Raw genomic sequence first — 15,284 nt, 5'->3', positions numbered from 1 at the left:
GCAGCAAAACACACATTTACGGATGCAAAGTAAAACGGGGCTTTTGTGGTCGAGATCGTACTTTGTCTGTAGCACCGGAGGGGCAACGATTGAAACGTTCAGAGCCTACGTTCAGAGTCAGTCAACGCCTGATTGATCTTTAAAGCCCTGCGGGCTTTTCGCCTTATATCCCCGCCCGCATTGGGCGAGGGTTTACGGCGTTTTTCGCTAAATAAAACGGGGTTTTTTGTATTTATCGAGATGTTGCCAAATTAGTTAGGCTTACCACTGCCCATCTTGCACATGCTGTTTACGATAACGATCGCACCACATTGCGGTTGCTCCACAAATTGCAACGGGCATGATGACTAAATTTAGAATAGGGATCATGGTAAAAATATTAATAACCATACCAAATTGAAGGTTATTCCATTTATCCTGTTTAAGCGAAGATTTCATCGCTGCAAATGAAATTTTATGATTATCAAATGGAAAGTCATTGTATTGAATTGCCATCATCCAAGCACCAAAAGCAAACCATAAAATAGGGGCAACGGTTTGTCCGATAGCAGGAATAAAATAGAGTAATAACAAGACAATCGCGCGAGGTAAATAATAAGCTATTTTAGTTAGCTCACGTTTTAAAATACGCGGAACATCTTTCAATATACCTGTAACACCTGTATCTGGTGGGGCAATGCCAGTTATTTGGCCTTCTAATTTTTCAGCCAATAATCCATTAAACGGAGAAGCAATAATATTGGCTAAGGTACTAAAGAAATAAGTAAACACTAATAAGATAAAAATAACGGATAATGGCCAGATTAAATAACTTAACCACTGTAACCAATCAGGCACTTTTTCCATCATCCAATTAACCATGCCACCAATTTGACCATATAACCACCAAAAGGCGCTTCCGAGAATAATAATATTGGCTAGTAGGGGTAAGATAACAAAACGTTTCAGCCCTTTGCGTGTAATTAAACGCCAACCAAGAGCAAAATAATGAAATCCATTTAAATTTTTATTCGTTTCTGTCAAATTTGTCATACTTCCTATTCTCTCCAATGAGGGCAAGCTAGTATCATATAGGGAGATAATCAGCCTTACTAGTCATGAATTGTCTAAAAAATGTGCATAAGAGATTGATGTGTGTATCTTTGTGACAAGAAAATTAAGTATTGGCTTGCACTTATGAGCATTGGCAAATACTCTTAGTAAAAAGTAATATTTGCCAACGTGGCTATTAAACCTCAAGACAACAGAGATAGAAATGATGCAGCAAAATTTGCGTCTGATATTAATCGTTGTTGGTGCGATTTTAATCATAGCTTTGTTATTACACGGCTTATGGATTGGTCGAAAAGAGCGTTCTAAGCTTTTCCGTAATCGCCCAGTAAAACGTCAGAAACAGAATTATCAGTCAGATGAGAACGATGACGAACCACAATACGCTGAGGTTAGTCATCAAACATCAACTTTATCCTCTACTGAAAAGCGGGAGAGTGAGCCACCGATAAAATCGGCGCCTCTACATGAACCTGAGATTTCAGTGGTAGATAGTGATCCATTAATGTCTGAAACCCAAACAAAAGGGAACTCTCACGATACTTCATTACAGCAAGAGCCCACTCTTGGTGTTTTTGATGTTATTGAAAAAGAGCCTGCACCTATTGTTAGAGATGAGCCCAAACAAGCTCCTGCGGTTGATGTTGCGAGTGAAATAAAATCACACGTTAATACAGAAAACCCATCCGCAGGCTTTGAGCCTTCAATTTCAGAGACAGCGGCTCATGTGACTCCTGTTGAACCTGAGGTTTCGCATCATGCTCCTGCTGAAGAGTCAATAGTAGAATCAGCTCCGCAAGCATCAGAAGCAGAGAAAGAGCTGGTTATTGTTCTAAACGTAAGTGCACATCATGGTCAAATGCTGGATGGTGAAGTGTTAATGCAAAGTATCATTCAAGCTGGATTCCAGTTTGGTGAAATGAATATTTTCCATCGTCATCTTAATCCAACAGCTAATGGGCCTGTGTTGTTTAGTTTAGCGAATATGGTGAAACCGGGAACATTTAACATTGATACAATGGCGGAATTGACGACACCTGGTGTATCAATGTTTATGATGGTGCCATCTTATGGTGATGCTAACCAAAACTTTAAATTGATGTTACTTACAGCTCAACGTATCGCATCTGATGTAGGTGGTGTTGTGCTGGATGATGAACGTAAACTCTTAACGCCACAAAAAATTGAGCTTTATAAATCTAGAATTCGCAGGACGTTGGATCTAAATCAATAGCTTTATACTCGTCATACTTCAAGTTGCAGCGTTGTTGACTACGTTCATTCGCACTAGTCACATACTGATGTATGCTCCTAGCGATTCATTTACTTGTCGCCTAGCTGCACTTCGAATTATTTAGAGTATATATCTGTAAAAATACCCCCGCTTGCGGGGGTTTTTCTTCTTTGGTGATAATCATGAATAAAAACACTCAACAAAAAATTGATAAACTTCGCGTTACTCTACGTCACCATGAATATCTCTATCATGTCATGGATGCTCCTGAAATACCTGATGCTGAATACGATCGCTTAATGAATGAGCTAAAAGCATTAGAAGCTGAATATCCCGAATTAATTACCTCTGATTCGCCTACACAGCGAGTTGGTGCCTTACCTCTAACGGCATTTGAGCAAGTGAGACATGAAATTCCGATGCTCTCCTTAGATAATGCTTTTGATGAAACGAGCTATCTGGCTTTTGATAAGCGCTTACGTGAGCGTTTGAAAAATAGTGAAGAGATCACTTTCTGCTGTGAATTAAAATTAGATGGATTGGCAGTCAGTTTACTTTATGAAAATGGAATATTAGTGCAAGCTGCAACGCGTGGTGATGGTACAACAGGGGAAAATATCACTGAGAATGTGAGAACGATAAAAGCCATTCCACTACGCTTATATGGCGAAAATATTCCTGCTCGTATTGAAATTCGTGGCGAAGTCTTTATGAATGAAAAAGGGTTTGAATATTTAAATGAGGAAGCTCGTCGCACAGGTGGAAAAGTTTTTGCTAACCCTCGTAATGCTGCTGCTGGATCATTAAGACAGCTCGATCCCCGAATTACAGCAAAACGTCCATTAACCTTTTTCTGTTATGGTGTTGGGGTACTCGAAGGTGGAGAATTACCAACAAGCCACTATGCGCGTCTACAACAATTTAAAAAATGGGGATTGCCCGTTAGTGACGCTGTAAAACTTTGCACAGGTAGCAAGGCAGTACTTGATTTTTATCACCACGTAGAAGAGGTTCGCCCTAATTTAGGTTTTGATATTGATGGTGTTGTTATCAAAGTTGATGATATTGCACTGCAAGAAGAGCTCGGTTTTGTATCAAGAGCGCCACGTTGGGCCATTGCTTATAAATTCCAAGCTCAAGAGCAAATGACAATCATTAAAGATGTTGAATTCCAAGTAGGGCGCACTGGTGCTATTACACCTGTTGCACGTTTAGAACCTGTTCAAGTTGCAGGTGTTGTCGTGAGTAATGCAACATTACACAATGCTGATGAAATTGAACGCTTAGGGATACGCATTGGTGATACGGTAGTTATTCGCCGAGCAGGTGATGTTATTCCTCAGGTTGTTAGTGTGATTGAAGAAAAGCGCCCTAATGATGCTCAAGAAATTGTCTTTCCGACACATTGTCCGATTTGTGATTCTGATGTTGAGCGTATTGAAGGTGAGGCAGTTGCTCGCTGTACAGGTGGCTTAATTTGTGGAGCGCAACGTAAAGAAGCGCTTAAACATTTTGTTTCACGTCGAGCTATGGATGTGGATGGAATGGGCGATAAAATTATCGACCAACTGGTTGAGAAAGAATATGTCAAAACGCCAGCGGATCTGTTTCGTTTAGATGAAAAAATCCTATCGGGTTTAGAGCGAATGGGTGAAAAATCAGCTAAAAAATTGATCACTGCTTTAGACAAGGCTAAATCGACGACATTTGCGCGTTTTATTTATGCTCTTGGTATTCGTGAAGTTGGTGAAGCAACTGCAAGTGGATTGACAACACATTTCTCAACTCTTGATGCATTACGAAATGCGGATGTTGAAGCGCTAAAATTAGTCCCCGATGTGGGGGATGTCGTGGCTAAACATGTCGTTAATTTCTTCCAAGAGGAACACAATCGAACGGTTATTGATCAATTGATCAATGATGCTGGTATTACTTGGCAAGCACCTATTATTGTGACTCATGAAGTGGGTGAAAATCCTTTTGTAGGTAAAACCGTCGTGTTAACTGGCTCACTTTCACAGTTAACCCGTGATGAAGCAAAAGATAGATTAGTCGCGTTAGGTGCAAAAGTGAGTGGAAGTGTTTCTAAAAAAACTGATATGGTGATTGCGGGTGAAGCAGCTGGCTCTAAGTTAGTGAAAGCTAATGAATTAGGGATAACTGTTATCGATGAAGATGAGATGATACGATTACTTGAACAATCGAAATAATCATTCTATTATTTAATAAATGCTACTGGGAAACCGTCCTAGTAGCATTTTTCACTTAAGCTAAATTTACATTTAATGTTCCTTAAGTAACTTTAAAAGTGTGATCAACCTATCTTATTTAACAATTAGTGTGTATGTGGTTTCATGGTATTGTGACAAAAATCACATCCTAATGTTACGCGTTACATAAAATGCTCTACAAGATTTATTTTTATTTTTGGAGCATGCATGTCTTCTATCATTCACTTCGTTTTAGCACTCGCCGTTATTGGCGCATTAGCATTCGTTGCGAGTAACAACCGCAAAGGGATCCGTCTGCGTTATATTGTGCAGTTATTAGTTATTGAAATCGCATTAGCATGGTTCTTCCTCAACTCTGATGTTGGTGAAGGTTTTGTTCGTGGATTCGCTGGATTATTTGATCACTTATTAGGTTATGCCGCACAAGGTACTGAGTTTGTATTCGGTGGCATGATGAAAGGTGGCTTAGCATTCTTCTTCCTGAATGTTTTATGTCCAATTATCTTTATTTCTGCATTAATTGGTATTCTCCAACATATCAAAGTATTACCTTTCGTGATCCGTATTATCGGTACAGTGCTTTCTAAAGTGAACGGTATGGGGAAACTGGAATCATTCAACGCAGTGAGCTCACTGGTTCTCGGTCAATCAGAGAACTTTATTGCCTATAAAGATGTATTAGGCAAAATGTCTCAGCGTCGTATGTACACAATGGCGGCAACAGCAATGTCGACAGTATCAATGTCGATTGTTGGTGCATACATGACAATGTTAGAGCCAAAATATGTCGTTGCTGCTCTAGTACTGAATATGTTCAGTACTTTTATCGTCCTTTCTGTGATTAACCCATACTCTGTTGAAAATGAAGAAGACATCCAAATGGGGAATCTGCATGAAGGCCAAAGCTTCTTTGAAATGTTAGGTGAATACATCTTAGCTGGTTTCAAAGTTGCATTAATCGTTGCTGCAATGCTGATTGGTTTTATTGCATTAATCGCTGCAGTAAATGCGATTTTCAGTATGATTTTTGGTATTAGTTTCCAAGATTGCTTAGGCTATGTTTTCTATCCATTAGCATGGGTTATTGGTGTTCCAGAGCAAGATGCATTACGTGTTGGTAGTGTTATGGCAACTAAACTGGTGTCTAACGAATTTGTTGCAATGGGTAGCTTACAAGATATTGCGGCTGAAATTTCACCACGTTCTGTTGGTATCTTATCTGTATTCTTAGTTTCATTTGCTAACTTCTCTTCAATCGGGATTGTTGCAGGTGCGATTAAAGGTTTAAACGAAGTACAAGGAAACGTTGTTTCTCGTTTCGGTTTAAAATTACTGTTTGGTTCTACATTAGTAAGCTTTTTATCCGCAGCTATCGCAGGTCTGTTTGTTTAATCTCGAAAGATAAAATAGATAGGTAGCATGTGAATAAAATAACAATGTAAACTGCATCACTTGTTAAGCAAGTAATAGAAAATTAAGCAGTACCTTTTGGTACTGCTTTTTTTATCATTAAATTACCCTATAATTAACTCCATTCCTTCGATGACAATGTGGTAGAGAACATGTTAGAGAAACAGCACCTTATCGATATAGCAAACACACAAATGCCATTTGGCAAGTACAAAGGGCGTATGCTGGTTGATTTACCGGAAGAGTATTTATTGTGGTTTGCAAAGAAAGGCGAGTTTCCTGAAGGTAAGCTTGGTCAACTAATGGAGATGACCTTAGCAATTAAGATTGAAGGTTTAGAAGGGTTATTAAAGCCATTAAAGCGGTAATGTTAATTATTATCTATACCTGATTTTTCAGGTGTTAATGCATTAATAATTTTCTGACTTAATTCAATAAATAATGTTTGTTCTCCGAGTGTTAAACATTCACTTATTTTTTCTGCATTTTGTTTTCGACCTAATGCTGCTCTTGCTAAAAAAGCGCGACCCTCATCAGTTAAATGGGTAATAAATTCACGCTTATCTTTTTCAGAACGATTTTGTGCAATAAATCCTAAGGATTTTAATCCCCGCATAAATTTCGACAAATTTTGCCTTGAAATAGCTAAAGAATCACTCAATTGAGAAGGGGTTAAATCACCTCGTAAGCGTAATAATTCTAAAATATCATATTGACTCCACGTGACTTGCTCTGGGGTATAACGAGTTCGCTGCGCGACTAATGTACATTGTAATAATGACAATGCATTTTCTAATTCACACTTTTCCATAGCTACGCCACCTCATGAATAATATTAACTAAAGTTAATATTATCAGGTCATTCACTGCGAATAAACTTTATATTGATTAACCAAAGTTAATCAAATAGAATGATTATATAGTTAACTTTAGTTAACTACTTTTGGGGCATCTGATAAAATGCGATGCCATTGTTAAGAGGTAAAGTCGAAATGATGGACTACTTTAAAAATAAAGTGATTTTAGTTACAGGTGCAAGTACAGGTGTAGGTGAAGGTATTGCACAATTACTATTTCAACGTGGTGCAACGGTTTTTATTACAGGTCGGCATTTAGAGGAAATAACAAAAACAGCACAGTCAATTGATATAACAGGCAAGAAAGTCATTGCTTTACAGGCTGATATGACTTCTTTTTCTCAAGTTGAAGAAATGATTGAAACTATTATTGCTCAAGCGGGAGCATTACATGGCTTGGTTAATAATGCAGGGATCACGGGGCCTCACAATACATCTATCGTGGATTATGAGATTGAAGATTGGAAATCAGTAATTGATACAGATATCAATGGCGTATTTTATGGGTTGAAATATGGCATACCGGCAATATTAAAAAGTGGTGGCGGAAGTATTGTGAACCTTTCTTCATCTAATGGTATTGTGGGAATTGCGGGTATTTCAGCATATACAGCGGCTAAACACGCCGTGTTAGGGATCACTCGTTCAGCTGCGCTTGAGTTCGCAGACAAAGGAATTAGGATCAATGCCATTGGGCCTGGGTATGTTGATACACCAAGGATGCAGTTGTTACCAGATGAAGTACGTGAATGGATGGCGAATACACATCCAATGAAAAGGATGGCAACCAGAGAAGAAGTTGCTAAAACGGTTGCTTTTTTACTTTCAGATGAGAGCAGTTTCTCAACAGGGGCATTTTATGCCATTGATGGTGGTTACACTGCACAATAGAAATAAATAAAGTGAGAAAATAAAAAATCCCGAAGATTTCTCTTCAGGATCTTAAAATTCTGGTGGAGCTAAACGGGATCGAACCGTTGACCTCTTGCATGCCATGCAAGCGCTCTCCCAACTGAGCTATAACCCCACATATTGGATTGTTCTAGAAGTATATTGGTGGAGCTAAGCGGGATCGAACCGCTGACCTCTTGCATGCCATGCAAGCGCTCTCCCAACTGAGCTATAGCCCCAACATACTGGAACGGGCTTGATAATAGGCAACAAGCACAATACTGTCAATCAGTTAATCTCACATTATTTATTGATTGCTGAAAAAGAGTACAAAAAAAAGATACATTCCTTATTTTAGGGATGTATCTTTCTTGATAAGCAAGATTAACGAGTAAATTAAGCTTGGTTTTCTCTTTCAGTAATAAAGTCTAATGCTTTATTAATACGTGCAACGCTACGAGTTTTTCCAATCGCGTGAACGGTAACATCTAATCCTGGAGATTGGCCTGCACCAGTTACAGCAACACGTAATGGCATACCTACTTTACCCATACCTACTTCTAATTCATCAGCAGTATCTTGAATAGCTTGGTGAATATTTTCAGCTGTCCAGTCTGTAATTGCTGATAATTTATCGCGAACAACTTCTAATGGTTGACGAGCAACTGGGCGTAAATGTTTTTTCGCTGCTGTTTCTTCAAAGGTTTCGAAATCAACATAGAAGTAATGGCAACTTTCAGCCATCTCTTTTAATGTTTTGCAACGTTCACCTAATAATTTGATCAACTCAACTAATGATGGACCATTACTAGTATCGATATTTTGTTGTTTGATATGCCAATCTAAATGAACTGCGACTTTCTCTGCTGGCAGTGTATTGATGTAGTGATGGTTTAACCAGAGTAGTTTATCAGTATTAAATGCGCTTGCTGATTTACTGATAGCTTCTAAAGTAAAGTGTTCAATCATTTCATCAATAGTAAAGATCTCTTGGTCGCCATGAGACCAACCTAAACGCACTAAGTAGTTTAATAGTGCTTCTGGTAAATATCCTTCATCACGATATTGCATTACGCTGACAGCGTTATAACGTTTAGATAATTTTTTACCATCATCACCTAAAATCATTGATACGTGAGCATATTCAGGTACAGGCGCACCTAATGCTTTGAGAATATTGATTTGGCGAGGAGTGTTGTTGATATGATCTTCACCACGAATAACGTGAGTGATTTCCATGTCCCAGTCATCAATAACAACACAGAAGTTATAAGTTGGAGAACCATCAGTACGACGAATAATCAGATCATCAAGCTCATGGTTACTAAATTCAATTGGGCCACGAATTTTGTCATCAAAAATAACAGAACCTTCTTGTGGGTTTAAGAAACGCACAACATGAGGCTCATCAGCAGTGTGATTATGGTTACCACCACGGCAACAACCATCGTAACGCGGTTTTTCACCTTTTGCCATTTGATCTTCGCGGAGTTGTTCTAAGCGCTCTTTAGAGCAATAACAACGGTATGCAGTACCCGCAGATAACATTTGATCAATCACTTGGTTATAGCGATCGAAACGTTTAGTCTGATAATAAGGACCTTCATCCCAATTCAGATTTAACCAATTCATACCGTCCATGATTGCATCGATGGCTGGCTGTGTAGAACGTTCTAAGTCGGTATCTTCTATACGCAGTACAAATTCGCCCTTATTGTGACGGCTATATAACCAGGAATAAAGTGCGGTACGCGCACCACCAACATGTAGATAGCCAGTAGGACTTGGTGCAAAACGGGTTTTTATTTTACTCATTGGGATTGCCTTTGTACGTCTTACTTAATAGATAAGTAATCGTGATTATCAAAAAAACGAAATGGTTATCTTATTTTATCACTGGATGTTAATTCCTCAATGGCATTAAGCCTTTAACAGAGATAAAATTTTCAAATTGATGATTTTTTGTTTGACGAAGAGTATCCGTAGGATTATTTTGGTTAATTGCTGTGTCACTTATGGTGCTAAAAAAAGCATCTTGACTAAAAATAAAACGAACGATCATTTTCACAATAAAAAACTGATAAAAATCGTTGACTCATAGCGCAGTATCCCTATAATGCACCCCATCACGACGGGCGGTTAGCTCAGTTGGTAGAGCATCTCCCTTACAAGGAGGAGGTCGTTGGTTCGAGCCCAATACCGCCCACCATTATTTTCGTCGTGATAAGTTGTATGATTTAGTGTGATTGGGCGGTTAGCTCAGTTGGTAGAGCATCTCCCTTACAAGGAGGAGGTCGTTGGTTCGAGCCCAATACCGCCCACCAATTACACTAAAGCGTGGTAGTGAGAATTTAGTCATTATGAAGTGGGCGGTTAGCTCAGTTGGTAGAGCATCTCCCTTACAAGGAGGAGGTCGTTGGTTCGAGCCCAATACCGCCCACCACTTCATCCGGTTATTTCGCGCAATATCACACAGTTAGGTATGGGTCGTTAGCTCAGTCGGTAGAGCAGTTGACTTTTAATCAATTGGTCGGGCGTTCGAATCGCCCACGACCCACCATTCCTAAAAATACAACATAAAGTAGTGAACATTGTGACGGGTCGTTAGCTCAGTCGGTAGAGCAGTTGACTTTTAATCAATTGGTCGGGCGTTCGAATCGCCCACGACCCACCATTCACAAAATCACTTACAGATTTACGCAAAAATTATTAAATGGGTCGTTAGCTCAGTCGGTAGAGCAGTTGACTTTTAATCAATTGGTCGGGCGTTCGAATCGCCCACGACCCACCATTTAATAGTTCAGCGGGCGGTTAGCTCAGTTGGTAGAGCATCTCCCTTACAAGGAGGAGGTCGTTGGTTCGAGCCCAATACCGCCCACCACTTCTTTTTATACCTTCTTCTTTATTTTCCTCACGTTTCTCTAAGATAATCGATAAAAGCCATTTAGTTTTTAATAACTGTATGATGAAATCTAGTTATACTTTTAAACCTTAATTTTTCTCTCTCTGTGTCTGCTGCCTTATTACTTTGCTGACCGTCTTATCATGACTGTGTATTCCTACACGTGTATGCTTTCCTCCTCCTTATATTGAGCTCATTCCTTTATACCAAAGCAATACTTAGCTACTGCTCTTGTTTCTTTTGATCTATGAGTTACTAAGATTGTTTTAACTTGTTATTGCATTGTGCTTTCTGTGAAAAGAGAGCATAAGCCGGATTCTTTATTATTGCTTTTTTATCCAATCATGTTTTTAACATTTAAATTGGAGCGCTTAAAAAGAAGTTATTCTTTTATTGTTAAGTTAATCATTTTAGATCAGAGAGTTAACTCAGTAGAAGATATGTATTTATTTTTGAGTAGAGAACAAATTTTGAACTGAAAATATAAAAATAATGACTCTAATTGAAAAAGAAATATCTACTCCTTTTTAGTGTAAATATAGGTTTTTCCAGTTTATTCGTAAAATTAAACAACCTTAAATACACTGTTATCAATTATTTGAGCATTTTTTATGAGCAATATCTCTCATAAAATGAGTAAGTTAAAACATTTTAAGTCATCATATGAAAAATATGTGGTACACCTTTTTTAGGGAAAAGTTCAGAAGATGAAAAGACAAAAATTGGGTTTTATAGTTAATCTTTCTTACTTTTTATAACTCATTGAATGGCACTACCAAAAAGAAAGATTAATTATAATGATATTTTATCTTCTTTTTTAAAGATACGACAGAATGAGAGAGTTTACTTAACGTTTTAATTTAAAAGAGATTAGATTTAAAGTTTGATGTTTATCAATGTTTACATCATAATGCGCTGGATTATATATGATATAAAGCAAAAATCGCTTATTCCATCAGTAATTGATTTGTCCTAGAGTGGTTAATTTCATTTTTTACGAAAAATGGAGAAATTTGTGCATTTAGCAGGAATATAAATTATATAAAAATATTAATGTTTATTTTAGTCTAAGAATAACTCTTATATGGAATAGGTATAATTACTTAGGATATGAAATGGTTGATTTTTGTTTTTTTTAACAAAATTAGATCATGCTAAAGCTGATATTTAATAGTTCATTCCCTTGATGATTTGACTTAAGGTGTGATGATTGTTCTTTTTTTGCAATGTACCAAATGTGTGTATTTGAGTGAAAAAGAAAGAATAATATTGTGTCGTCATAACAAGAGCGGTTTTTATGATAATAAGTATGCTCTTCGAATAACTTACTGATAAAACAAAATATTTATATTAACACTCGACGTTTTTCTATTTCATAAAAAAGATTTTCAATCTAATTGAAAATTAAAATAAGTTATTCATTAATAAAAATTCAAAAAAAATGAGTAATTAGATCTATTCTTTATTTATTATAGTGTAATAAGGAATTGAGGAGCATGAAATATATTTAGCTGAAAGAGTAAGTGTTTATGCTTATATAAATTAATTAACAAATGTTTAAAATGTGATTTATATCTATATTTTAGTGTAAATCTCGTAACCTAATGATATTAAAGTGTAATATTGATTTTTTATAAACTTATCAGATTTCATTGATATTACTTAAGCTATTTAATAAAAATAAAAAAATCGTTACCTTTATGAGGTTAATTTATAATTTTAAATAAATTAGACTGACATAACTTGATTTATTTTTACACAATACCAATAATCATACTTTAAATTAATATAATTATAGATAATAATTCTAACTAATGAGTAAAATTTAAGAAAAAAAAAGCGTGATTTTATAAGTAAAATATTTTAACTACATGAAAATAAAGATAATATACCATTATCCTAAGTATTATTTACTAGTATGAGTAAATCATCTCACCTGTACTGTCTTTTTTTGACTGGTTGAAAGTGTTTGAATGCGTAGTATATTATTTACATATGATAAGTCATGTTTTGAATTGTAATATTTCTTATCTACTAAAAATAATATTTTATTAAAACAAAAAGGTGTCATCAATAATATATGTTTTTATATATTATTGCGCAGGAACACACCATTATAAATTAGATATCAATCAAAGTGAAAAGCGAGAACAATATTATGAGTAGCAAGTATCCAGTCGCTTATGCAGTTGGACAAAAAATTAAGTCATTAAGAAAATCTCAAGGTTATACTGTATTTCAGTTAGCAAAAGAGATTGATATTAGTGAACAACAGTTATTTCGTTATGAGCGTGGTGTAAACCGTATTGATATTGATTGCTTAGTTAGAGTACTTGAAGTACTAGGCGTTAATATTGGTAGCTTCTTTGAAGAAGTAACAGCTGGAATGTCTCAAGAAACTGAGCGTAATGAACAACATATTCCAGCTCATTTCGATAGCAAGGCTCTTTCTATTTTCTAATAATATTCTTAAATTAGAAAGTAACTCATTTTAGAATAGCTAATTTGAGTAAGATAATTCTTATATAAGTGTTTCTCTTTAGTTAGTTAATAATAAGAATTTTCTTAATGAATAAATAAAGCCTCTATATGAATTAAATGCCCTTATTAGGGCATTTTACGTTTATAGAGATAAATGTTTTTAATTTTCACAAAAAAAAGAATAAATTTATTGCAAATGAACTGAAATCTTTATGTTTAGAGAAATATATTATCATATTTATTTGTATGAGAAAAAAACAGCTAATTAATGCTTGTTTAGAATAAGCATCTCATAAAATTACCTCTTATATAACCCACCACTACTTTACTTCCTGATAACATTTTTAAAGCTATTAAACGTATAACTTATGTTTTTCACACCAATAAATTTAAAAAGAGTCCATTTAATATGATAAATGCAAAATATAGGTATTGCTGAAAATAGGTTATCAGATCAAAAGTCAAGTATTATCATTAAATGACTATTTATGATAATGGTAGTTAATATCATATCAGGATGGATTATTGTTTCCTTTTGTTCATGATTAAAAGGTAGTAACAATGAGTCTTTGAGCTATTTAAGAATATGTTTTAATTGCTGGTCGGTGTGGGGATATTAAAAATGCTAAGATCTCTTCTGTAGTGTTACGACATAGCCAACTTCAGCCTTTACGATTTGTATAAACTCGGTTTTTATGAATCGCAGTAATAGATAGCCATTTAGGCATATTTTTTAGCGCTGTGATTTGTGCATTAGATAGTTTTCTTGTTACAAAAAAAGTTATGAAATTCTGAATTAGGATAAAAAAATGCCCGTTTAAACGGGCATTTTAGGAAATAAAACGTAACAGAAGGGATATTGAGAAATTAATGTTCTGTTTTTTCTGCTACGGAACCATGATCATCATGTTTCTGATGACGATGATGACCATCGATCATGCTACGGAATGTTTGAGTAAACGTATCACCCAGTGTACATAAGTAGAAGTGTGCACAAATAAACATTAATGCCACGATCCCTAATACTAAGTGCGCTTTTAGCATCCAATAACCTTCACCAAGTACTTCAGGATATAAACATAATAATCCAGTAATAAGTAACAGTGGTACTAAACCAAACATCACACCTAAGTAAGCGAGCTGTTGAAGTGGATTAAATTTATCAGTTTCTGTGGCCGCGAAAGGATGTGGCTCGCCTTTCATTATACCGTAAAGATAAAAGCGGGCTTGTTTGATACAACGACCAATTAATCCGTTAAATCTTACTTTGTAATGTACGCCGTTACTGGTCGTTAGATTGATAAGAATAAAACCAATCCAGAATGCGATAAGAATAAAACCACAGATCTTATGTAACAGCACCATTGATGTAACATTACCAATAGAGAAATGCCCTAAAAAGCCACTTAATAGCAATAGGATAAACAGTAAAGCATTACCCCAGTGCCAAAAACGAATTGCTTTAGAGTATAAATAAACACGCTCTTCTTCATAGTGACCAGCGTGTTTTGGTGCAAGGGCGTAGCGTAGTAAGCCATGAATAACTAATACTGCTATCATAGCAACGATTAATAAACCAGCTGCCATTAACCATACAGGCCAATAATCTGGCGTATAATAGAGTTCTGCTCCCCAGATACTAGTCATGCTTTATCTCCCTGATGGATTTCTTTACGACGGAATAAACTTGGTTTTCCGACATTATCTAATTGGTATTGATAAACGGATTTTTGTTTGATCCAAGCCTGAATTTCAGGTGAGTCGATACGACCAAAAGCAAGTGCATCTGTTGGGCATACCGATACGCATGCAGGTAATTCCCCTTCAGCTAATCGAGTGTCAGAACAGAAGTTACACTTGTCTGCGATATGCGTTACTGGGTTGATATAACGAACATGGTAAGGACAAGCACCAACACAGTAATCACAGCCGATACACAACTCTTTTTTCACCTGAACGATACCGTTTTCATCAATGAAAGAAGCACCAGTAGGGCAAACAGAAACACAAGGCGCATCTTCACAGTGTTGGCAAGAAACACGGAAAAATTGGTAATGTGGATGGCCTGCTTCATCGTCATGAGGACCTTGTATTTGGACTTGAAGTCGGCTAAATCCTTCTGGAATGTCATTGATGACTTTACATGCAACAGTACAAGCTTGGCAGCCAATACAACGTTTCTCATCATGTAACATGACAAATTGTTTATCATTATTGTTCATCGTTAT

General features: G+C 36.3%; 12 protein-coding genes and 9 tRNA genes. 14 read left to right on the top strand and 7 right to left on the bottom strand.

Annotation, left to right across the window (positions count from 1 at the left end):
* A partial coding sequence (locus QSH13_RS15910) for a transposase (RefSeq protein ID WP_194294876.1) occupies positions 1-136 on the top strand: 136 nt, incomplete at its 5' end.
* Between the two features lie 125 nt (positions 137-261).
* On the opposite strand, the gene cysZ is transcribed toward QSH13_RS15910, so the two are convergent.
* On the bottom strand, positions 262-1,032 hold the full coding sequence (gene cysZ, locus QSH13_RS15905) for a sulfate transporter CysZ (RefSeq protein ID WP_109396405.1): 771 nt from the start codon (positions 1,030-1,032) through the stop codon (positions 262-264).
* Positions 1,033-1,255: 223 nt separating this feature from the next.
* Between cysZ and zipA the strand changes: the two genes are divergently transcribed.
* The 4 genes from zipA to QSH13_RS15885 all read left to right on the top strand — a co-directional run bounded on the left by zipA (position 1,256) and on the right by QSH13_RS15885 (position 6,293).
* Entirely contained in the window at positions 1,256-2,284 is a 1,029-nt protein-coding gene (gene zipA, locus QSH13_RS15900) for a cell division protein ZipA (RefSeq protein ID WP_109396406.1), read from the top strand.
* A gap of 182 nt (positions 2,285-2,466) precedes the next feature.
* On the top strand, positions 2,467-4,494 hold the full coding sequence (ligA, locus tag QSH13_RS15895) for an NAD-dependent DNA ligase LigA (protein WP_286039353.1): 2,028 nt from the start codon (positions 2,467-2,469) through the stop codon (positions 4,492-4,494).
* Between the two features lie 228 nt (positions 4,495-4,722).
* The gene (locus QSH13_RS15890; RefSeq protein WP_109396408.1) at positions 4,723-5,907 is read left to right on the top strand and encodes a NupC/NupG family nucleoside CNT transporter; all 1,185 of its coding nucleotides are present in this window, start codon (positions 4,723-4,725) and stop codon (positions 5,905-5,907) included.
* 170 nt (positions 5,908-6,077) lie between these two features.
* Positions 6,078-6,293 (top strand): DUF3820 family protein, encoded by a 216-nt coding sequence (locus QSH13_RS15885; RefSeq protein WP_023581656.1) that lies wholly within the window; start codon positions 6,078-6,080, stop codon positions 6,291-6,293.
* Positions 6,294-6,295: 2 nt separating this feature from the next.
* On the opposite strand, the gene QSH13_RS15880 is transcribed toward QSH13_RS15885, so the two are convergent.
* The gene (locus QSH13_RS15880; protein WP_109396410.1) at positions 6,296-6,736 is read right to left on the bottom strand and encodes a MarR family winged helix-turn-helix transcriptional regulator; all 441 of its coding nucleotides are present in this window, start codon (positions 6,734-6,736) and stop codon (positions 6,296-6,298) included.
* Positions 6,737-6,920: 184 nt separating this feature from the next.
* On the opposite strand from QSH13_RS15880, the gene QSH13_RS15875 reads away from it, so the two are divergent.
* Entirely contained in the window at positions 6,921-7,673 is a 753-nt protein-coding gene (locus QSH13_RS15875) for an SDR family NAD(P)-dependent oxidoreductase (protein ID WP_109407174.1), read from the top strand.
* Between the two features lie 60 nt (positions 7,674-7,733).
* Here QSH13_RS15875 and QSH13_RS15870 read toward each other — a convergent pair.
* The 3 genes from QSH13_RS15870 to gltX all read right to left on the bottom strand — a co-directional run bounded on the left by QSH13_RS15870 (position 7,734) and on the right by gltX (position 9,488).
* Positions 7,734-7,809: transfer RNA gene (locus QSH13_RS15870), tRNA-Ala, on the bottom strand.
* Positions 7,810-7,836: 27 nt separating this feature from the next.
* A tRNA-Ala gene (locus tag QSH13_RS15865) sits at positions 7,837-7,912 on the bottom strand.
* 157 nt (positions 7,913-8,069) lie between these two features.
* Complete coding sequence (gene gltX / locus QSH13_RS15860) at positions 8,070-9,488, bottom strand: glutamate--tRNA ligase (protein WP_109407173.1); 1,419 nt, start codon at positions 9,486-9,488, stop codon at positions 8,070-8,072.
* Positions 9,489-9,806: 318 nt separating this feature from the next.
* Here gltX and QSH13_RS15855 point away from each other — a divergent pair.
* The 8 genes from QSH13_RS15855 (at position 9,807) to QSH13_RS15820 (ending at position 13,036) form a co-directional block, all read left to right on the top strand.
* Positions 9,807-9,882: transfer RNA gene (locus QSH13_RS15855), tRNA-Val, on the top strand.
* A gap of 39 nt (positions 9,883-9,921) precedes the next feature.
* Positions 9,922-9,997, top strand: a tRNA-Val gene (locus QSH13_RS15850).
* A 43-nt stretch (positions 9,998-10,040) separates the two neighbouring features.
* Positions 10,041-10,116, top strand: a tRNA-Val gene (locus QSH13_RS15845).
* A gap of 41 nt (positions 10,117-10,157) precedes the next feature.
* A tRNA-Lys gene (locus tag QSH13_RS15840) sits at positions 10,158-10,233 on the top strand.
* 38 nt (positions 10,234-10,271) lie between these two features.
* A tRNA-Lys gene (locus QSH13_RS15835) sits at positions 10,272-10,347 on the top strand.
* A 41-nt stretch (positions 10,348-10,388) separates the two neighbouring features.
* Positions 10,389-10,464, top strand: a tRNA-Lys gene (locus QSH13_RS15830).
* Between the two features lie 14 nt (positions 10,465-10,478).
* Positions 10,479-10,554 (top strand) — tRNA-Val (locus tag QSH13_RS15825).
* Between the two features lie 2,179 nt (positions 10,555-12,733).
* Positions 12,734-13,036: a helix-turn-helix domain-containing protein gene (locus tag QSH13_RS15820; RefSeq protein ID WP_109396412.1), complete on the top strand. Its 303-nt coding sequence runs from the start codon at positions 12,734-12,736 to the stop codon at positions 13,034-13,036.
* Positions 13,037-13,923: 887 nt separating this feature from the next.
* Here QSH13_RS15820 and phsC read toward each other — a convergent pair.
* Together phsC and QSH13_RS15810 are read right to left on the bottom strand one after the other, a co-directional pair.
* A complete protein-coding gene (phsC, locus tag QSH13_RS15815) occupies positions 13,924-14,703 on the bottom strand; it encodes a thiosulfate reductase cytochrome B subunit (RefSeq protein WP_196544369.1) in 780 nt (259 codons plus the stop codon).
* On the bottom strand, positions 14,700-15,278 hold the full coding sequence (locus tag QSH13_RS15810) for a 4Fe-4S dicluster domain-containing protein (RefSeq protein ID WP_109407171.1): 579 nt from the start codon (positions 15,276-15,278) through the stop codon (positions 14,700-14,702). The genes phsC and QSH13_RS15810 overlap by 4 nt, the downstream gene beginning before the upstream one ends.
* Positions 15,279-15,284: the final 6 nt, after the last annotated feature.

The sequence above is a fragment of the Proteus faecis genome (assembly GCF_030286765.1).
GTDB lineage: Bacteria > Pseudomonadota > Gammaproteobacteria > Enterobacterales > Enterobacteriaceae > Proteus > Proteus faecis.
Note: the sequence above shows the minus strand (reverse complement) of the source record. Positions and strands in the feature narration are given on the sequence as shown.